The 19,199-nt window shown below is 71.8% G+C and carries 20 protein-coding genes; 9 read left to right on the plus strand and 11 right to left on the minus strand.

Annotated elements, in window-relative coordinates; genetic code table 11:
- Positions 1 to 43 precede the first annotated feature (43 nt).
- Positions 44 to 1,666: an MFS transporter gene (locus HA073_RS05945; RefSeq protein ID WP_043326702.1), complete on the plus strand. Its 1,623-nt coding sequence runs from the start codon at positions 44 to 46 to the stop codon at positions 1,664 to 1,666.
- A 53-nt stretch (positions 1,667 to 1,719) separates the two neighbouring features.
- Here the strand turns inward: HA073_RS05945 and HA073_RS05950 are convergent, their stop codons facing one another.
- Entirely contained in the window at positions 1,720 to 2,163 is a 444-nt protein-coding gene (locus HA073_RS05950; RefSeq protein WP_113972046.1) for a DoxX family membrane protein, read from the minus strand.
- Positions 2,164 to 2,247: 84 nt separating this feature from the next.
- Between HA073_RS05950 and HA073_RS05955 the strand changes: the two genes are divergently transcribed.
- Positions 2,248 to 2,787: a TetR/AcrR family transcriptional regulator gene (locus HA073_RS05955; RefSeq protein WP_064447645.1), complete on the plus strand. Its 540-nt coding sequence runs from the start codon at positions 2,248 to 2,250 to the stop codon at positions 2,785 to 2,787.
- Positions 2,788 to 2,800: 13 nt separating this feature from the next.
- Here the strand turns inward: HA073_RS05955 and HA073_RS05960 are convergent, their stop codons facing one another.
- Both HA073_RS05960 and HA073_RS05965 read right to left on the minus strand, forming a co-directional pair.
- Positions 2,801 to 4,240, minus strand: a complete 1,440-nt coding sequence (locus tag HA073_RS05960) for a GuaB1 family IMP dehydrogenase-related protein (protein ID WP_043326696.1) — start codon at positions 4,238 to 4,240, stop codon at positions 2,801 to 2,803.
- Positions 4,241 to 4,365: 125 nt separating this feature from the next.
- Positions 4,366 to 6,117 (minus strand): biotin carboxylase N-terminal domain-containing protein, encoded by a 1,752-nt coding sequence (locus HA073_RS05965; RefSeq protein ID WP_069087149.1) that lies wholly within the window; start codon positions 6,115 to 6,117, stop codon positions 4,366 to 4,368.
- A 132-nt stretch (positions 6,118 to 6,249) separates the two neighbouring features.
- On the opposite strand from HA073_RS05965, the gene HA073_RS05970 reads away from it, so the two are divergent.
- From HA073_RS05970 to HA073_RS05985, 4 genes are all read left to right on the plus strand, one after another.
- Positions 6,250 to 6,840, plus strand: a complete 591-nt coding sequence (locus tag HA073_RS05970) for a PadR family transcriptional regulator (protein WP_043326691.1) — start codon at positions 6,250 to 6,252, stop codon at positions 6,838 to 6,840.
- Between the two features lie 127 nt (positions 6,841 to 6,967).
- Positions 6,968 to 7,927: an ATP-binding cassette domain-containing protein gene (locus HA073_RS05975; RefSeq protein WP_166455846.1), complete on the plus strand. Its 960-nt coding sequence runs from the start codon at positions 6,968 to 6,970 to the stop codon at positions 7,925 to 7,927.
- 17 nt (positions 7,928 to 7,944) lie between these two features.
- A complete protein-coding gene (locus tag HA073_RS05980; protein ID WP_013284036.1) occupies positions 7,945 to 8,700 on the plus strand; it encodes an ABC transporter permease in 756 nt (251 codons plus the stop codon).
- A 62-nt stretch (positions 8,701 to 8,762) separates the two neighbouring features.
- Complete coding sequence (locus HA073_RS05985; protein ID WP_166455847.1) at positions 8,763 to 10,166, plus strand: sugar MFS transporter; 1,404 nt, start codon at positions 8,763 to 8,765, stop codon at positions 10,164 to 10,166.
- 78 nt (positions 10,167 to 10,244) lie between these two features.
- Here HA073_RS05985 and HA073_RS05990 read toward each other — a convergent pair whose 3' ends face one another.
- From HA073_RS05990 to HA073_RS06015, 6 genes are all read right to left on the minus strand, one after another.
- Positions 10,245 to 10,898, minus strand: a complete 654-nt coding sequence (locus HA073_RS05990) for an O-methyltransferase (protein ID WP_064447649.1) — start codon at positions 10,896 to 10,898, stop codon at positions 10,245 to 10,247.
- A gap of 9 nt (positions 10,899 to 10,907) precedes the next feature.
- Positions 10,908 to 11,564: a nucleoside triphosphate pyrophosphatase gene (locus tag HA073_RS05995; protein WP_069087146.1), complete on the minus strand. Its 657-nt coding sequence runs from the start codon at positions 11,562 to 11,564 to the stop codon at positions 10,908 to 10,910.
- Positions 11,565 to 11,574: 10 nt separating this feature from the next.
- Entirely contained in the window at positions 11,575 to 12,642 is a 1,068-nt protein-coding gene (locus HA073_RS06000) for a S8 family serine peptidase (protein ID WP_082931073.1), read from the minus strand.
- Between the two features lie 62 nt (positions 12,643 to 12,704).
- A complete protein-coding gene (locus tag HA073_RS06005) occupies positions 12,705 to 14,072 on the minus strand; it encodes a hypothetical protein (RefSeq protein WP_158629857.1) in 1,368 nt (455 codons plus the stop codon).
- Complete coding sequence (locus tag HA073_RS06010) at positions 14,069 to 14,521, minus strand: hypothetical protein (RefSeq protein WP_113972043.1); 453 nt, start codon at positions 14,519 to 14,521, stop codon at positions 14,069 to 14,071. Before HA073_RS06010 ends, HA073_RS06005 begins: the two co-directional genes overlap by 4 nt.
- Positions 14,522 to 14,621: 100 nt before the next feature.
- Entirely contained in the window at positions 14,622 to 14,834 is a 213-nt protein-coding gene (locus HA073_RS06015; RefSeq protein ID WP_030501250.1) for an acyl-CoA carboxylase subunit epsilon, read from the minus strand.
- Positions 14,835 to 14,925: 91 nt separating this feature from the next.
- Here HA073_RS06015 and HA073_RS06020 point away from each other — a divergent pair, with 91 nt between their 5' ends.
- Together HA073_RS06020 and HA073_RS06025 are read left to right on the plus strand one after the other, a co-directional pair.
- On the plus strand, positions 14,926 to 16,911 hold the full coding sequence (locus HA073_RS06020) for a serine/threonine-protein kinase (protein WP_166455848.1): 1,986 nt from the start codon (positions 14,926 to 14,928) through the stop codon (positions 16,909 to 16,911).
- Between the two features lie 87 nt (positions 16,912 to 16,998).
- A complete protein-coding gene (locus tag HA073_RS06025; RefSeq protein WP_043326669.1) occupies positions 16,999 to 17,205 on the plus strand; it encodes a hypothetical protein in 207 nt (68 codons plus the stop codon).
- Between the two features lie 66 nt (positions 17,206 to 17,271).
- On the opposite strand, the gene HA073_RS06030 is transcribed toward HA073_RS06025, so the two are convergent.
- A complete protein-coding gene (locus HA073_RS06030; protein WP_043326667.1) occupies positions 17,272 to 18,024 on the minus strand; it encodes a GH25 family lysozyme in 753 nt (250 codons plus the stop codon).
- Between the two features lie 128 nt (positions 18,025 to 18,152).
- Positions 18,153 to 18,332, minus strand: a complete 180-nt coding sequence (locus tag HA073_RS06035; RefSeq protein WP_233514584.1) for a hypothetical protein — start codon at positions 18,330 to 18,332, stop codon at positions 18,153 to 18,155.
- A 99-nt stretch (positions 18,333 to 18,431) separates the two neighbouring features.
- On the opposite strand from HA073_RS06035, the gene HA073_RS06040 reads away from it, so the two are divergent.
- The gene (locus HA073_RS06040) at positions 18,432 to 19,175 is read left to right on the plus strand and encodes a M50 family metallopeptidase (RefSeq protein ID WP_166455849.1); all 744 of its coding nucleotides are present in this window, start codon (positions 18,432 to 18,434) and stop codon (positions 19,173 to 19,175) included.
- The last annotated feature ends 24 nt before the right edge of the window (positions 19,176 to 19,199 follow it).

Consider the following 19,199-nt stretch of genomic DNA (forward strand, 5'->3'; position numbering starts at 1 on the left):
AGCACTTCGGGTAGCTAGAAAATCTAGCTAAAGGGAGGGCGCCATGCGCGGCGACGGGCGCGGACGCTGGTTCGGGCTGCTGGCCATCAGCCTCGGCGTAGCGATGATCATCGTGGACGCCACCATCGTGAACGTCGCGGTGCCGCAGATCATCCGGGACCTCGACATCACCTCCACCGACGCGCAGTGGGTGCAGGAGGCGTACACCCTGGTCTTCGCCGCGTTGCTGCTGGTCGCCGGCCGCTTCGCCGACCGGTCCGGACGGCGGCGGATGTTTCTCGTCGGCGTCACAGTGTTCGTGGTCGCCAGCGTCCTCGCCGCGCTCGCCGGCTCCGGCGAGACGCTCATCGCCGCCCGGGTGCTCCAGGGCGTCGGCGGGGCGATGATGCTGCCCACCTCGCTCTCCCTGCTCAACGCCAACTTCACCGGCCGGGAGAAGGGCATCGCGTTCGCCGTCTGGGGCTCCACCATCGGTGGCGCGGCAGCGCTCGGGCCGCTGCTCGGCGGCTGGCTCACCACCACGTACTCCTGGCGGTGGGCCTTCGGCATCAACGTCCCGGTCAGCCTCGCCGTGATCGTGGCGACGCTCGTGCTGGTGGCCGAGTCCCGCGACGACCGGGCCGAACGCGGCCTGGACCTCACCGGCGCGCTGCTCTCCGTGATCGGCATGACCGGCGTGGTCTTCGCGCTGATCGAGGGCCGCACCTACGGCTGGTGGGAGCGGGAACGGCCGTTCAGCCTCTTCGGGCTGGACTGGACCGCGTCGATCTCACCGGTGCCGGTGGCCGCGCTCCTCGGGCTCGCCGCGCTCGGGCTCTTCCTGACCCAGCAGGTACGCCGCAACCGGGCCGGCCGTCCGGCGCTGCTCGACCTGTCGCTGTTCGGCATCGGCTCGTTCCGCAACGGCATCCTGGCCGCCGCGATCGTCAGCCTGGGCGAGTTCGGCCTGCTGTTCGCGCTGCCGCTGTGGTTCCAGAACGTGCTCGGCTACAGCGCCTTCCGGACCGGCCTGGCGCTGCTGCCGCTCGCCGTCGGCAGCTTCCTGGCCAGCGGCATCGGCGCGCCGCTGACTCAGCGCTGGGGCGCGGCCCGGGTGGTCCAGCTCGGTGTCGCCGCCGAACTGGTCGGCGTGGCCGGGCTCGGATTCGTGGTCGCGCCGGACACCAGCTGGTGGGCGCCGGTGGGCTTCCTGTTCGTCTACGGCGTCGGCGTCGGCCTGGCCACCGCCCAGCTCACCGGCGTCTCGCTGTCCGAGGTGCCGGTACGCCGCAGCGGCCAGGGCTCGGGCCTGCAGAGCACCGCCCGGCAGGTCGGCTCCGCGCTCGGCATCGCGGTCCTCGGCACCGTGCTCTTCGCCGGCCTCGGCGGGCTGCTCGGCGACCGCCTGGCCGACCAGCCCGGACTCGACCCGGCCCAGCGGGACCAGGTGGTCAGCGCGGTCAAGGAGAGCGCCGGCGCGGCGATCGGCGGGCTGGAGGCGGACCCGCGTACCGCGCCGATCGCCGAGGAGGCGAAGGCGGCGTTCTCCGACGCCACCCGGTACGCGGCGTTCGCGGGCGCCGGCTTCCTGCTGATCGGTCTGGTCGCCTGCCTGCGCCTGCCGACAGTTCGCCACGGGGAGACCGGGGAGTCCCAGCCCGCCGAAGCGGAGCCGTCCCGGGCCTGAGCCGGGTTCCGCCGGTCGGCGTGGGCGGGCGGGGTCGCCGGGCCCGCGGCGGGTCATCCGCCGAGGGTCACCGCCAGCGCCGCGGCCACGAAGACGACCTGGAGCACGGTACGGACGCCGAGCGGCGTCACCGGGCGCCCGGCGAGCATGAGGCGTCGCCGTGCGGCTGACACGTTGGCCGGGAACATGGCGAGCATCAGCAGTGCCAGCCCGGCCGCCGCCGGGCGCGCGGTGGCCGGGAACAGCAGCGCGAGCGCGCCGGCCAGTTCCAGTACGCCGGTGACGGTGACCAGCAAGGCCGGCCGGGGCAGCGACGGCGGGACCATCGCGATGAGGCCGGCGCGGCGGGACACGAAGTGGGCCACGCCGGTCAGCACGAACATCAGCGCCAGCCCCACTCGCAGCGCGGGGTGCCACCCGTCCAGGGCGTCCACGCCGAGCAGGCCGGCTATCCGGGCCAGCGCGGTGCCGGCGAGCAGTGCGATCAGGGGTGCCATTGTCGATCCCTCCGACGAAAATCTTGTCGCTGACAAGATTGCGGCGATGGTGCCATCTTGTCAATGACAAGTTAGGGTGACTGCATGGCCTCGTACCACCACGGCGACCTCCGCCGCGTCCTGCTGAGCACCGCCGCCGAGGCGATCGCCGAGTCCGGACCGGCCGCGCTGAGCCTGCGTGAGCTGGCTCGGCGCGCCGGGGTCTCGCACGCCGCGCCGGCGCACCACTTCGGCGACAAGGCCGGGCTGCTCACCGCGTTCGCCACCCAGGGCTTCGACCTGCTCGCCGACGCGTTGCGGCAGGCCGGGGACGACCTGCTCGACACCGGCGTGGCCTACGTCGGGTTCGCGGTGCGGCACCGGGCGCACTTCGACGTCATGTTCCGGCCCGAGCTGTACCGGGCCGACGACCCGGAGCTGGTCGCCGCCCGCGCCCGCTCCGGCGACGTGCTGCGCGAGGGGGTGGCCCGGCACACCGGGCGGGAGCCGGACGCCGACGCGCTCGCCGCCTGGTCGATCGTGCACGGCTTCGCCACGCTCTGGCTCTCCGGCGCGCTGCCGCCACGGGTGGGCGACGACCCGGAGGCTGCCGCCCGTACCGTGATCAGGCGGTTGTTCGACTGAGCGGGACCGAACGTCACCAGCTCGTCGGCAGCGGCATCCCCTCGGTGTAGCCGGCGGCGCTCTGCACACCGACGAGCGCCCGCTCGTGGAACTCCTCCAGGCTGCGCGCGCCCGCGTAGGTGAACGCGCTGCGCACCCCGGAGATGATCTCGTCGATCAGGTCCTCGACGCCGGGCCGGTTCGGGTCCAGGTACATCCGGGCCGAGGAGATGCCCTCCTCGAAGATCGCCTTCCGGGCCCTGTCGAACGCGCTGTCCTCGGCCGTACGGGCGCTCACCGCACGCGAGGACGCCATGCCGAAGCTCTCCTTGTAGCGCCGCCCGTCGGCGTCGGTGTACAGGTCGCCGGGGGACTCGTAGGTGCCGGCGAACCAGGAGCCGATCATCACGTTCGACGCGCCCGCGGCCAGCGCCAGCGCCACGTCGCGCGGGTGGCGTACGCCGCCGTCGGCCCACACGTGCCGCCCCAGCGAGCGGGCCGCCGCGGCGCAGTCGAGCACCGCGGAGAACTGCGGACGGCCCACGCCGGTCATCATCCGGGTGGTGCACATCGCGCCCGGCCCGACACCCACCTTCACGATGTCCGCACCGGCGTCGACCAGGTCGCGTACGCCATCAGCGGTGACCACGTTCCCCGCCGCCACCGGCACCGGCGGGTCCAGCCGGCGGACCGCCCGCAGCGCCTGGAGCATCCGCTCCTGGTGCCCGTGCGCGGTGTCCACGACGAGCGTGTCCACCCCGGCCTCCAGCAGCGCGGCGGCCTTGCCGGTGACGTCGCCGTTGATGCCCACGGCGGCGGCGATCCGCAACCGCCCCCGGTCGTCCACCGCGGGCTTGTACAGCGTGGCGCGCAGCGCGCCCTGCCGGGTCAGCACCCCGACCAGGCGGCCGTCGCCGTCCACCACCGGCGCGATCCGCCGCCGGCCCGCCGACAGCCGGTCGAATCCGGTACGCGGGTCCGCGTCCGCCGGCACGGTGTGCAGCTCGGTCGACATCACGTGCCGGAGCTGGGCGAAGCGGTCCACCCCGACGGTGTCCGCCTCGGTCACCACGCCCATCGGCCGGCCGTCCCCGTCGACCACCACCACCGCGCCGTGCGACCGCTTCGGCAGCAGATGGATGGCGTCGCCGACGGTGTCGGTCGGGCCGAGGGCGATCGCCGTGTCGTGCACCAGGTGCCGCTGCTTGACCCAGCCCACCACGTCGGCGACGACCTCGATCGGGATGTCCTGTGGGATCACCGCCACCGCGCCGCGCCGGGCCACCGTCTCGGCCATCCGCCGGCCCGCGACGGCCGTCATGTTCGCCACCACGAGCGGGATGGTGGTACCCGTCCCGTCGGTGGTGGCCAGGTCGACGTCGAGCCGGGAGCCCACCTCGGACCGGTTGGGCGCCATGAAGACGTCGTTGTAGGTCAGGTCGTGCGCGGGGACCGCGCCGTGAAGGAACCGCACCCGGCCATCATTCCCGCCCCGGGCCGTGCCCGCCCCCGGTGGTGGCTCACACCACCCGGCCTCGCGCTGTTAAGAAGGGGCCCCTTCACTACCTCAGGCGTTAAGAAGGGGCCCTTCCTTACACCTCAGGCGATGGTGCAGATCGCGGCGCCGGACGTGATCACCGCGCCGACCTCGGCGGCGAGCCCGCTGACCGTGCCGGCCTTGTGCGCGTGCAGCGGCTGCTCCATCTTCATCGCCTCCAGCACCACGACCAGGTCGCCCTCGGCCACCTCGTCGCCGTCGGCGACCGCGATCTTCACGATCGTGCCCTGCATCGGGGAGGTGAGCGTATCGCCGCTGACCGCGGCACCCGCCTTGCCTCCGCCGCCCCGGCGGGCCGGCTTCTTCGCGGCGGGCGCGGCTGCCGCCGTACCCGCGCCGAGCCCGGCGGGGAGGACGACCTCCAGCCGCTTGCCGCCCACCTCGACCACGACGGTCTCGCGCTCGGCCGGCTCGTCGGCGGCGCCGGCGGCGGCGGTGAACGCCGGTACGGTGTTGTCCCACTCGGTCTCGATCCACCGAGTGTGCACGGTGAACGGTTCGGCGGTGAACGCCTCGTCGCGGATCACCAGGCGGTGGAAGGGCAGCGCGGTGGCCATGCCGTCGACCACCATCTCGTCGAGCGCCCGGCGGGCCCGCTCCAGCGCCTCGGCGCGCGTCTCGCCGACGATGATCACCTTGGCGAGCAGCGAGTCGAAGTTGCCGCCGATCACGTCGCCGGCCGAGATGCCGGTGTCCACCCGCACGCCCGGCCCGGAGGGCAGGCGCAGCGCGGTGACGGTGCCCGGGGCGGGCAGGAAGTTGCGGCCCGGGTCCTCGCCGTTGATCCGGAACTCGATGGCGTGTCCGCGCGGCGTCGGGTCCTCGGTGAAGCGCAGCTTCTCCCCGTCGGCGATGCGGAACTGCTCGCGTACCAGGTCGATGCCGGCGGTCTCCTCGGTCACCGGGTGCTCGACCTGGAGCCGGGTGTTCACCTCCAGGAAGGAGATCGTGCCGTCCGCGCCGACCAGGTATTCCACGGTGCCGGCGCCGTGATAGCCGGCCTCGCGGCAGATGGCCTTGGCGCTGTCGTGGATCTGGGCGCGCTGGGCGTCGGTGAGGAACGGCGCGGGCGCCTCCTCGACCAGCTTCTGGTGCCGGCGCTGCAACGAGCAGTCCCGGGTGCCCACCACGATCACGTTGCCGTGCTGGTCGGCCAGCACCTGCGCCTCGACGTGGCGCGGCTTGTCGAGGTAGCGCTCGACGAAGCACTCGCCCCGGCCGAACGCGGCGACCGCCTCGCGGGTGGCCGACTCGAACAGGTGCGGGATCTCCTCCATGGTGCGGGCGACCTTGAGGCCGCGCCCGCCACCGCCGAAGGCGGCCTTGATGGCGACCGGCAGGCCGTGGTCGACGGCGAACGCCATCACCTCGTCCGCGTTGCCCACCGGGTCCGGGGTGCCGGGCACCAGCGGCGCGCCGGCCCGCTGCGCGATGTGCCGGGCGGTCACCTTGTCGCCGAGGTCGCGGATCGCCTGCGGGGTGGGGCCGATCCAGGTGAGCCCGGCGTCGATGACGGCCTGGGCGAAGTCGGCGTTCTCGGAGAGGAAGCCGTAGCCGGGGTGCACCGCGTCCGCGCCGGACCGGGCCGCGACGTCGATCAGCTTGTCGATGCGCAGGTAGCTGTCCGCGGCGGTGTCGCCGCCGAGCGCGTACGCCTCGTCGGCGAGCGTGGCGTGCAGGGCGTCCCGGTCGGAGTCCGCGTAGACGGCGACGCTCGCCAGGCCGGCGTCGCGACAGGCGCGAATGACGCGGACGGCGATCTCGCCGCGGTTGGCGATGAGAACCTTGCGCACCTTGAGGCTCCTCCCGGGAGGTCGTTGCCGGGAGTTTAGCGGCCTACCTGCGGAGCCTAACGATCGCTCAGTGTGGGATGCGGCACTGTAGTCAAATTTGTCTATTACGCTTGTCCGGTGTCGGCAACGAGGATGATGATTCTGGGCCTGGTCCGGTGGATGCAGCCGGTGCACGGCTACGACGTGCGCCGTGAGCTGCTGAGCTGGAGCGCGGACAAGTGGGCCAACGTGCAGCCCGGCTCGATCTACCACGCGCTGCGCAAACTCACCGACGAGGGCCTGCTGCGGACCGTCTCGGTCGAGCAGGTGGGCGCCCGCCCGGCCCGCACCACGTACGAGGTGACGGCGAAGGGGGAGGACGAGTTCGAGACGCTGCTGCGCGCGCAGTGGTGGCAGGTGCAGGAGCCGCCGGACCCGTTCGTGGCGGCGTTCTCCTTCCTGCCGGCGATGCCGCGCGAGGAGGCCGCGGCGGCGCTGCGCAACCGGGCGAACCTCCTTCGCGCCGGGGTCGAGTCGATGCGCGCCTCGCTCGACTCGGACTGGGTACGCACCCGCAAGCCGGTGCACGTCGGGTGGATGTTCGAGCTGTGGCTGGCCCGCGCCGAGGCGGAGACGGCGTGGTGCGAGCGGATCGCGGAGCGGATCGAGTCGGGAGTGTCGTACCTGCCCGATGGGATGGAGCGGGCCGAGGGCTGGTCGGGCTGGACCGACGGCTCCCGATGACACGACATAATCAACGTTGACCAAAGAAGCTATATCGCGTTAGCCTCGGCAGGAATCGCGGGGGATTCGTGCGTCCTCGCGGACGATCGGCGGCCGGTCAGGCCCGCCCGGACGACCAGGAGCAGAAATGATCGAGACCAGGGGGTTGCGGAAGTCGTACCGCTCCCGCGAGGGTCGCGAGACGAAGACCGTGGACGCCGTCCGCGGCGTCAACCTCGACGTCGCCGAGGGGGAGATCTTCGGCTTCCTCGGGCCCAACGGCGCCGGCAAGACCACCACGCTGCGGATGCTCGCCACGCTCATCGAGCCGGACGGCGGCGAGGCCACCGTGGCCGGCGCCGACCTGCGCAAGGACCCGGCCGAGGTGCGCCGCCGGATCGGGTACGTGGCCCAGGGCGGCAGCACCTGGGACGAGTCGAGCGCCCGCGAGGAGCTGGTGCTCCAGGCCCGCCTCTACGGCATCAGCAAGGCCGAGGCGCACCGACGCGCCGAGCGCGCGCTCGAAGCCTTCCAGCTCACCGAGTACGCCGACCGCAAGTGCAAGACCTACTCCGGCGGCCAGCGCCGGCGGGTCGAGATCGCGCTCGGCATCATCCACGAGCCGAAGATCGTCTTCCTGGACGAGCCGACCACCGGCCTCGACCCGCAGAGCCGCGCGCACATGTGGGACGAGATCCGCCGGCTGCGTACCGAGGGGATGACCGTCTTCATCACCACGCACTACCTGGACGAGGCGGACGCGCTCTGCGACCGCATCGCGATCATGGATCACGGCGAGATCGTCGCCGAGGGCACGCCGGCCGAGCTGAAGCGGGAGATCTCCGGCGAGGTGGTGATCGTCGGACTGGACGCCCCGAGCACCCCGCGCGCCGCCGAACTGCTCGACACCGAGGCGTACGTGAGCAAGCTGGAGACCGTCGACGAGGGCGGCCTGCGCCTCTACGTCGACGAGGGCGCCACCGCCATCCCGCAGGTGCTGCGCCGCATCGACCACGCCGGGCTGGACCTGCGCTCGATCGAGCTGCATCGGCCCAGCCTCGACGACGTCTTCCTCACCAAGACCGGCCGCTCGCTGCGCGAGTCCTGAACCCCGGAGAAGCTGTCATGAAACTCGCCCGCGACACCTGGCTGATCTTCCAGCGCCAGACGCAACTGCTGCTGCGCAACCCGGTGTGGATCTTCGTCGGCGTCTTCCAGCCGGTGATGTACCTGCTCCTGTTCGCCCCGCTGCTCAAGCCCGCGCTGAACGCCCCGACGCAGGCCGCCGCGTACAAGATCTTCGTGCCCGGTCTGCTCGTGCTGCTGGCCATCTTCGGCGGCCTGTTCCAGGGCTTCGGCCTGATCGCCGAGTTGCGCGCCGGCGTGATCGAACGCTCCCGGGTCACCCCGGTCAGCCGGCTCGCGCTGCTGCTCGGCCGGTCCCTGCGTGACGTGGTCTCGCTGATCGCGCAGGCGATCATCATCACGCTGCTGGCGCTCGCGTTCGACCTGCGCGTCTTCATCGGCAACCTGCTCCTGGCGTACCTGATGCTCGCCCTCATCGCGCTGATGACCTCGGCCGTCTCCTACGGCATCGCGCTCAAGGTCAAGAGCGAGGACGCGCTCGCCCCGCTCATGAACACCGTCGCGCAGCCGGTCCTGCTGCTCTCCGGCATCCTGCTGCCGCTCACCTTCGCCCCCGGCTGGCTCCAGGGCGTGGCCAAGTGGAACCCGTTCTCCTGGGCGGTCGAGGGCACGCGCGCGCTGTTCAACGGCGACCTCGGCAACGACCGCGTCTGGCAGGGCCTCGGCATCATCGCGGTGCTCGCCGCCGCAGGCGTTTTCTGGGCCGCCCGCCAGTTCGCCCGCAGTGTCCGCTGACCAGGGGAGACGTACCTCTCAGGAGGCAGGGGGCGCCGGCGCCACGCGCGTAGCGTGGGCCGGTGCCCCGCCTCACCCGTGACCGGATCACCTGGCTGACCTACGCCCAGCTCGGTCTCTGGGGCTTCTTCCTCTACGGATTCGGCCCGGTCGTACCGCTGCTCCGCGACGAACAGGGCACCAGCGCCGCCGTCGCCGGCCTGCACAGCACCGGCATCGCCGTCGGCGCGCTTGCCGGCGGAGCGCTGTTCGCCCCGGTCGCCCGCCGCCTCGGCCGCGGCCCCGCCATCTGGCTCGGCCTCGCCGGCGTCGCCGCCGGCGTCACCGCGCTCGGCCTGCTCCGCCCGCTACCGGCCACGCTCGCCGCCGTCGCGGTCATCGCCACCTTCGGCATGATGATCGTCAGTGGCGTCAGCGTGGTGCTCACCGCCCGGCACGGACCCGCCGCCCCCGCCGCGCTCACCGAGGCCAACGCCGCGTGCGCCGGCATGGGCATCCTCGCGCCGCTGACCATCGGCGCCAGCGTCGACGCCGGCCTCGGCTGGCGACCGCTGATGGCCGTCGAGGTCGGGCTGATCACGCTTGTCGCGCTCGCGGCTCTGACCTTCCGGGTACGCGGGCCGAACCGCGCCCCCGCTGTCGCGGCTGCCGGCACACCGGTCCCCGTGGCGGCATCCACCCGGGTGCCCGCCGTCCCCACGTCCGGGGTGGCCGAGGCCGCCGCGCCCGCTCCGGCAGTCCCTGCCGTCGGCGCATCCGACGCCGCCGTGCCCGCTTCGGGCGCTCCCGTCACCGTGTCGTCCGGGGGCGCCGCGCCTGTGCCCGCTTCGGCCGTGCCCGCGCCGGGGATGCCGGCGTCGGAGGTGCCCGCCTCCGGGGTGCGTGGGGCAGCGGGGCGGCTGCCGCGTGCGTACTGGATCGCCTGGGTTCTGATGTCAGTCACCGGGTCGATCGAGGTCTGCCTGTCGCTCTGGACCGCCGACGTGCTGCGGACCCACGCCGGGCTGAGCGCGGGCGGGGCGTCGGCGGCGGTGGCCGCGATCGTCTGCGGCATGTTCGCCGGCCGGATCGCCGGTGGCCGGGCCGCGCTGCGCTGGCCGCCGGTGCCGCTGCTGCTCGGCGCGCTCACCGTCTCGCTGGCCGGGTTCGCGCTGTTCTGGGGCAGTACGGTCGGCTGGCTCGCCGTCACCGGCCTGGTCGTGCTCGGCCTGGGCAACGCGCTGCACTACCCGCTGGCGATCTCCATCGCGCTCGCAGTCGCCGGTCCGGCCGCCGACAAGGCGGCGGGCTGGTCGGCGTACTCGATGGGTGTGGGTTTCGGGATCGCGCCGGTCGCGCTCGGGTGGGTGGCCGACGGCGCCGGCCCGCACCCGGCGTTCCTGCTGCTGCCCGCGTTCATCGCGGTGGCGGTGCTGCTGACGGTGCGGCTGGGGCGTGCCTTGCCCGCGCCGGTCCGCGCGACTTGATCGACTCCGTTTCGGCGAGGTGGTGGTATCCGGTGTTCAGGGTTGCCGCCACTTCGGCGAGGTCGTGTTCGGGCCGGCTCAGAGCACTCGGGCGAGTGTGACGCCGTCGGCGATCGGCAGCATGACCGCCTCGACGCGCACGTCCGCGATCACCGCGTCGTTGAAGGCGGCGATCGCCCGGTCGTCGGCGTTGCGCGGGGCGAGCACCCGGCCGTCGCGCAGCGTGTTGTCGACGGCGACCACCGCGCCGGGGCGCATGCGCGGCACCAGCTCGTCCCAGTAGATCGGGTAGCCGACCTTGTCCGCGTCGATGAACGCGAAGTCCAGGTAACGCTCGCGGGGCAGCTCGCGCAGCGTCTGGGCGGCCGGGCCGATGCGCAGCTCGATCCGGTCCTGCACACCGGCGCGCTCCCAGTAGCGCCGGGCCACGCCCGTGTACTCCTCGGAGATGTCGAAGCAGGTCAGCCGCCCGCCATCGGCGAGCCCCCGGGCGATCGCCAGCGAGGAGAGGCCGGTGAACGTGCCCACCTCGACCGCCTGCCGTACGCCGAGCAGCCGGGTCAGGAACGTCAGGAACGCCGCCTGCTCCGGCGCGACCTGCATCACCGCCTCGGCGGGCAGGGCCGCCCGGGTCTCCTCGGCCAGCTCCCGGACGATCTCGTCCGGCGCGGACCCGTGGGCCACCAGATAGGCGTGCAGTTCCGGGGTGAGCGGCAGAGGCTTCGTGGTCATGTCCGGACGTTAGCCGAGATGCTCGATCTCCTGGCCCCCGGGCGCGACCTTCGTCCACAGGTCGACGATGCTCAGCTCCACCTCGGCGAGCAGCCGGCGCAGCAACGGCAGGGACAACCCCACCACCGTGCCCGGGTCACCCTCGATCCCGGTCAGGAACGCGCCGCCCAGCCCGTCGATGGTGAACGCGCCGGCAACGGCCAGCGGCTCGCCCGTCGCCACGTACGCGGCGATCTCCTCGTCGCTGATGTCGGCGAAATGCACAGTGGTCGACGCGACGGCCTCGGCCCGCGACTCGTACGTCACGTCGATCAGACTGTGCCCGGTGTGCAGGACACCGCTGCGCCCGCGCATCCGCTGCCACCGCCGGGTGGCGTCCGCCGCGTCATCAGGCTTGCCGAGGATCTCACCGTCGAAGGCCAGCACCGAGTCACAGCCGAGCACGAGAGTGCGCTCATCCCGCGACGGCCGCAGCCGATCGCGTACGGCCTGCGCCTTCAACCGGGCCAACTCCAGACACAGATCCTCGGCGCGCTCGCTGACCACCTGCGACTCGTCCACGCCGCTGACCAGCACGTCGGGCTCGATGCCAGCGGCCTGGAGCAACTTGCGGCGGGCGGGAGACTGCGAGGCGAGCACGAGGCGCACCGGTACGGAGGTCGACACCCCGCCGACGCTACCGGCTGACCCTCGGCGGCGGGTCGTCGGCACGTCGGCGCCGACGCCAGAACAGGTATCCGCCGCCCGCCGCCACCAGCACACCCAGGGTGGCGAGCCCGCGTACGGTCGCGCTGCTGTCGTCGCCCTTTTCCGGGGCTGCCTCCGCCGACGCCGGTGGCGTGACGTTCGAGGACTCGAAGCCGAGCGGGGGGACATCAGCGGTGAGCGCCGCTACCAGGTCGATGACGCCATAGCCGTACTGGTCGTCGCGGCCTGGTGGTCCCTTGTCGACGGCGGTGGCGGTCAGCCGGTGGGCGACTTCCTGCGCGGGGAGGTTGGGGTACTTGGAGCGGATCAGGGCAGCAGCGCCGGCAACAATCGCGGTAGCACTGGATGTCCCCGTGCCCTTCGAATATTTGCCGCCGTAGCTGGTGCTGTAGATATCAACGGCTGGGGCAACAATATCAATCTCTGGCCCGCGGACTGAAACGGAAGCGTGGTTTCCCGTGCGGTCTACTCCTCCGACTGCAATTACACCGGGCTCACTTGCGGGATAGCCAACATGAGTGTCGTCGGGGGCGTTTCCGGCAGCTGCGACAACGATAATGTTGGCCGAAAGGGCAGCCCGAGTTGCGTTAACCAACTCGGGGCTTGATGCGCCGCTACTGGAGACGCTAATTATATCGGCATGTTGCGAGATTGCGTAGCGTATCCCCGAAGCGAGGTCATCTGCTTCTCCTATATTGTTCCCGCCGGAGGACTGGATTGGCAAGATCTTTGCCGCCGGGGCAATCCCAATCGCTCCTGTTCCGTCTGACTGCCCATGCGCGGCGATTAGGCCGGCCATGCTGGTGCCGTGACTGTTCAGGTCACTGCGGCCGTCGCCGGACCTGCCCGCTATTGTTGTCGTCCCGGGAAGTAGATTACTTAGTAGGTCTGGGTGGGGGTCAACGCCGGTGTCAGGAACTGCAACTAGCACCCCGCTCCCGCGGCTGATTGAATTGGCGTCATCCGCCCGTAAGTAGCGCAGGTGCCACTGGTCTGCCCGTATGAGGTCTGCGGGCGCAGTCGGTGCTGCGATCATTTGTTGTGCCGGTAGGGCTCCGAGGAGTGTCAGAAGTGCTGCCAGGAGCGGTCGACCCACACTCACCGGTTAAAGCCGATTGCTGGGCCAGGGTCTATCGGGCCGTCCTCTTCCGGTGGAAGCATCACGGGATCCACGCCTCTGTTGGTTCGCCATGGATGGTCCGCGTCCCACAGCGGTGTTCCCTCGCCGTCATGCTCGCGCCGGTTCCTAGTACCAAAGTGCGATGCTGCAGAAGGTGAGCCGCCTACTGGGAAGTTGCCGTAGCTAGCTCCTGGTTGAGTAGTTCGTCCTGCTCCAGGCCTAGAACCCGCCGCGCCGCTAGGTGCAGTGCCTGCGCCGCCACCAATGACCCCACCAATGGGATTTACGCGCCGCGGATTGTTGGGAGTTGGTTGGCCGATGCTCCCGCCTGTCGGTGTTCCAATAAAGCCATTGGGCAGAGCCTGGCGTCCGCTGCCGCCAGGTGAAGTGCGGTTCGGGTCGTTGAAAGGCAGGTTTGGCCCGCTCGGGGGTGCTGGCGGGCGCGGCGAAACTGGTCCCATGCTTCCTGTGGGTGCGAAACCTGCCTGGGCGCCAATGCTGGGCGTGGTTGGAGACGTCGGCTTGATGGGTGGCGCAGATGCCTCAGGCGGGGCCTGCGCCGTGCCAGGTGCGGCTGCTCCGAGTATCGGTCCGACGCCGCTGATCGGAGGCGTCAAGGGTTTCGTCTCGACGGGGGAGACCGCAGGGTTTCTAGGCGACGGTTTCCCCGAGCTGCCTGAAACCTGCACTGGAACGACAGGCGGGATAATTGGAGGAGCCTGGTCGTAGGTGTCGGGATCATTAACCTGACGACCTGGACGACCGGGGCCGACTGGTGTTGGCGGGCGCTGGAGCATGACCTGGGCGTGCTGTAGCTCGCCGCTCAACCCCGTCATCAACCCGCGCGCCCGTACGTTCAACTGCTCCAAGTCGTCGTCAGTGACCGGGGGCCGTTCCGGCAACCGGCTACCCGCCACCGCCTTCGGGTCGGCGATCGTCGCCTCGTACGCCCGCTTCTGCCGCAGCCTCTTCTCGTACTCCTCGTGCAGGGGTTGCAGCTCGGCCCGCGCGCTGCCGATGGCGCGGGTGGCGGCGGCGAGCGCGTCGTAGTTCGCGGCGGCGGCGTCGTGGGTGCGCTGCACGCGGTCGATGAGCTGGTCGAGTTCGGCGATGTACGCCCGCGCGGCGGCGTTGGTCTCGGGCGGCCAGGCCTCGGCGAGGCCGCGCCGGTATTCCCGCAGCCGGCTGAGGTGGGTCAGCGCGAGGTCACAGACCTTGCGCCAACCGGCGACCTGCTTCCACTGGCCGGCGGTGTCCTGGTCCTGGAGGCACGCCCACATGCTGAGGACGTCCATCAGTCGCCAGTCGGTCAGCCCGGAGGTGCGTCCGCTGCCCCGTTCGATCACGGCAGGATCACCCGGCTCTGTTCGGGGGCGGTGGGGTCGGCCAGTGGCGGCAGCGGGCGGGCGACGGTGCTCGACGGCCCGGCGAGTGCCCGTTCGACGTCGGTGACCCGTGCGGAGGAGAACGCGTCGGCGTCGCCGTAGTGGTTGGCGATCCGGCCGGCGGCGTCGGCGAGCCGGCCGGTGGCGGGTGCCAGGTCCCACACGGCGCTGACCGCTGCCGTCTGGGTGTCGTGGTGGGCCTGGAGGAAATGGACCAGCTCGATGAAGGCGTCGGCCGGGTTCGGCACCGGGGCCTTCATGTCGTCGGCGATGTACGACAGATGCGGCGAGTAGTTGCGCGTCACCTCGTCCTGGAGGCGGTCGGCGAACTCCCGCATCTGTCGGATGTCGGCCTCGATGCCGCCGTAGCCGCGCAGCCAGCCGGCTGGCTGGTTGTCCTCCGGGATCATCGGAGCCTCCTGCCCGTCACCACACGGTTTCCCTGAGTGAGGTTAGTGGCTCAACGTGGATCCCGGCAGCCCCGCCCGGCGCCGCGGGTGGAACCAGACGTCAGCGGGGCAGGCCGGAGGCCCGCCACGCGCCGGCGCCGGCGACCGGGCCGGCGAGGGCGGGACGTGCGCTGCGCGCCCACTGCGACACGGGGGCCGGCGTGGCGGCCTGGGCCGGGCGGGTACGCACCATGATCGCGCCGACCAGAGCGGCCAGCTCCTCGGCGGTGGGCACGCCGCGGACGATCCGGAACAGCGGCTCTTCGGCAGACATGCCCCAAGGGTAACCGCCACGAATTCGACCTTCGCCGTACAGTGGCGTGCCGACGGTGTAGGCGTCGCAGCGGCCGGGTACGGTTTCTGCGATGTCGAACGCGCTCCCCCAACTCGTCGCCGACCGGTACCGGCTTATCACGCCGCTCGGTCAGGGCGGCATGGGCCGCGTCTGGAAGGCGCGGGACGAGGTGCTGCACCGGGACGTGGCCATCAAGGAACTGGTCCCGCCGCCCGGCCTCACCCCGGAGGAGCGCCGCGAGATGCGCGAGCGCTCGCTGCGGGAGGCGCGGGCGATCGCCCGGCTCAACAACGTCAACGTGGTCCGCATCTTCGACGTGCTGCGCACCGACGGCGATCCGTGGATCGTCATGGAGTACGTGGCGTCGAAGTCGTTGCAGGACACCATCGCCGAGGACGGTCCGGTCTCGTCGGCCAAGGCGGTCGAGATCGGCCTCGGCGTGCTGAACGCGCTGAAGGCCGCGCACAAGGCGGGCATCATGCACCGCGACGTCAAGCCGGGCAACGTGCTGCTCGGCGAGGACGGCCGCGTGGTGCTCACCGACTTCGGCCTGGCCACGATCCCCGGCGACCCGAACGTGACGCGCACCGGCATGGTGCTCGGTTCGCCCGCGTACATCTCGCCGGAGCGGGCGCGGGACGGCACGGCCGGGCCGGAGGCCGACCTCTGGTCGCTCGGCGCCACGCTCTACGCGGCGGTCGAGGGCAAGTCGCCGTACGCGCGTCCGTCGGCGATCGCCACGCTGGCCGCGCTCGCCACCGAGCCGCTGCCGCCGCCGCGCAACGCCGGGCCGCTCAAGCCGGTGCTCCAGGGCCTGCTGCGCAAGGACCCGGACGAGCGGATCACCGCCGAGGTGGCGGAGCGCATGCTGCGCAAGGCCGCCGGTCGCCGGGCCAAGGGCATTTCACTGCTGGACGGCGTACGCCGGCCGGGGCCGAACGGTCCGCGCGTGCCGCGCCCGCCGCTGGTGCCGGCGCCGCGCCCGGCCGACCAGGCCGAGCGCGCGGCGACCTCGGTCTCCGGGGCCGCCACCGGGGGTACGGCCGCAGCCGTCGACCCGACGGCGAAGGTGGCGGCGCCCACCTCGGACGCCGGCCCGACGGCGAAGGTGGCTCCGCCGGCCGCCGATCCGACCACCAAGCTCGACCCGGCGCCCTCCACCGACGAGACCCGGGTGGACGACGAGGCCCCTGTCGACGGCGTCGACCCGGCGCTGGACGAGACGCGGCTCGACGGCGAGCCCGTCACCGACGCCCCGGCGCCGGTCAGCCCGGCCGTGTCCGGTTCCGCACCGGTCAGCCCGGCTCCGGTGCAGGAGGCGCAGTCGACCGGCCGGGCCACGGTGCTGCCGGTCGAGAAGTCCGCGCCCAACCGGCGCAACCTGCTGATCGGCGCGCTGGTACTGCTGCTGCTGGTCGGTCTGGTGGTGGCCGTGCCGCTGCTGAACAACGGTGACGACGGCGACGGCGGTCAGCCGACGGCCGGCACCTCCGCGTCGGCGGCGCCGCCGCCCGCGGCGAGCGAGAGCGCGTCCCCGAGCGCCCCGGCGACCAGTGCGTCGGCCAGCCCCACGCCGTCGGCCAGCCCGTCGGCGTCCGGGGCCGCGTTGCCGGCCGGCTGGCGTCTCTACACCGGCCCGAACGGCTTCAAGGTGCCGATCCCGAACGGTTTCGAGGCGCGGGTCCGCAGCGACAACGTCGTGCTCTATGAGGTCGGTGGCGCTCGGCGGGTGCTGTTCATCCAGTGGACGCCGAACCCGAAGAAGGACGCGTACGCGGACTGGAAGAGCCAGGAGTCGAGCCGGCGCAACTTCGTGCGCAACTACAAACTGGTCGGCATCACCAAGTGCGACCCCTACTTCCGCACCTGCGCCGACTGGGACTGGCTGGAGACGCGCAACGGCGACACCCGCTTCCACGTCCGCAACCGTGGTGTGGCGACCGCCAGCAACCGGGGCTTCGCGCTGCGCTGGGAGGTCCCGGCGAAGGACTGGGACGCCAACCTGGCGAACTGGGAGATCATCACCAAGGGCTTCGTGCCGGACCGCCAGAACTGACCGGGAATCCCGCCGGTCACGAAACTCGCTCGCATGGCTTTCCGTCCTCGGGGGTATGAATCCTCCGACGACGGAAGGAGGCGCGACATGGGTTACCGACGCAGGGACACCGGCCCGCGGCTGGCACTGTGGATGCTCGTTGCGCTCGGCGACGTCGTGCTGCTCCTGATCGCCGCCGGCCTGTCCGCGCCGGTCGCGGTCCTCGGTGTGCTGACCCTCACGATCGCGGGTGTGGCGGCGTGGCGCTGGATGCGCCGGACGCCCGTGCCGGCCTCCGCGCGCCGCAGAGCCTGAGCCACGTACGACGCGACAGTGGGACCGCCTCGCACGGAGGCGGTCCCACTGTCGTAAGCCGGTGGATCAGGTGTTGTTGGCCAGGGCGATCAGCCGGCTGCGGTCACCGTTCCAGTAGTTGCGGTCCACGTTGCCGCTGATCCCGGAGACGGAGCCGGTGCTCGTGTACTGCCAGAAGCTGTAGAACGGAGCACCGGCCGGCAGGGTGCCGGGCGAGCTGGCCCAGCGGGCGATCCACAGCGGGTGGTTGGCCCACGGGCCGCTCCAGCTGCCGGTGCACTGGTTCCACCAGCTCGTCGTGGTGTAGATGACCGCGTACCGGCCGGTGCGGGAGCGGTAGGTGTTGAGGAAGTCCTGGACCCAGTTGCGCATGCCGGTGGTGCTCAGGCCGTAGCAGTAGCCGCCGCTGTACGGGTTGCCCTCCAGGTCCAGCGCGGCGGGCAGCGTGCGGCTGTCGGCCGACCAGGCGCCGCCGTTGCTGGCCAGGTAGTTGGCCTGGGTGGAACCGGCGGAGATGTTCGGCCGGGCGAAGTGGTATGCCCCGCGGATCACCCCGGCGTTGTACGCGTTGACGTAGTTCGCGTTGAAGTTCGGGTCCTTGTAGCTCGTGCCCTCGGTGGCCTTGATGAAGGCGAACTGGATGCCCGCGTTGCGCACGCTGGTCCAGTTGATGCTGCCCTGGTAACGGGAGACGTCGATCCCGGGCGTGGTCGCGGCGGCGGCCGGTCCGGCGGTCGCCACGAGGGCCACGGCCGCGGTGGCGGCGGCGGCCAGGCCGGCAGCGAGGAGCCGGCGTACGGAGAGTCTGGTACGGGCCATGGTTGCCTCCAGAGGAACGTCCGTTTATTGACGCCCATCTTTGGAGCTTAGTGCCCTAGATCGCAATAGGGAGCAAGGAAATTTTCATCGACGCCCATCGTTCGCCCAGGTGGCGCGTCGTTTGCGGATCAGCGGAGCGCGCTCGGGTCCATCGCCCAGCGGAACGGCTCGGTGACACTGAGCGTCTCACCCGCCTTGGCCACCGCGTCCTCGACGTAGTGCGCGCCGTCGAGCCGGTGCAGCCGCAGCGAGTGGCTGTCGCCGTCCTGCTCGTGCGAGCTGTAGGGCTCCAAGGGAGCTGCGCTCACCGACCTCACCTCCGCTCCGGCGCCTCGTCCGATCAGTCTCACACTCTATGAGACTCGGCCGGTCGAACGACACGGCTCGGGCCGGTAGGCTCCCCGCCCATGCCCCTGATCGACGGCCTCACCACGCTCTGGGACACGCTGACGAGCGCCCAGCCGGACCCGCCGCCGCTGCTGGTGGTGCTCACCGCCGTGGTCGCGCTCGCCGTGGTCGCCACCCGGCTGCCGTGGCGGATCGCCCGGAACGCGGTCACCATCGCGCACGAGGGCGGCCACGCGCTCGTCGCGCTGCTCACCGGCCGCCGGCTGCACGGCATCCGGCTGCACTCGGACACCTCCGGGCTGACGCTCTCCGCCGGCCGCCCCACCGGGCCCGGGATGATCCTCACGCTGCTCGCCGGGTACGTCGCGCCGTCGCTGCTCGGCCTCGGCGGCGCGTGGCTGCTGGCCGGGAACCGGATCACGCTGCTGCTGTGGCTGGCGGTGGCGCTGCTGCTCGCCATGCTGGTGATGATCCGCAACCTGTTCGGCGTGCTCTCGCTGCTTGTCACCGGCGGGGTGGTGCTCGCCGTCTCCTGGTACACCTCGCCCGAGGTGCAGGCCGCGTTCGCCTGGACGTCGGTCTGGTTCCTGCTGCTCGGCGGCGTACGACCGGTGTTCGAGCTGCACCGGCAACGCGCCCGGGGCCGGATGCCGCAGTCCGACGCCGACCAGCTCGCCCGGCTCACGCCGTTCCCGGCGCTGTTATGGGTGGGCGTGTTCCTGCTGGTGAGCGTGGGCGCGCTGGTGGTCGGCGCGCTGCTGCTGGCCGGTCCGATCCTGGCCGACGCGGGGCTCACCGCCTGACAAGCGGCGTATCCGGCGGGCGAG

The sequence above is a fragment of the Micromonospora sp. CMU55-4 genome (assembly GCF_011602315.1).
In the GTDB taxonomy this organism is placed as follows: Bacteria; Actinomycetota; Actinomycetes; order Mycobacteriales; family Micromonosporaceae; genus Micromonospora; species Micromonospora chalcea.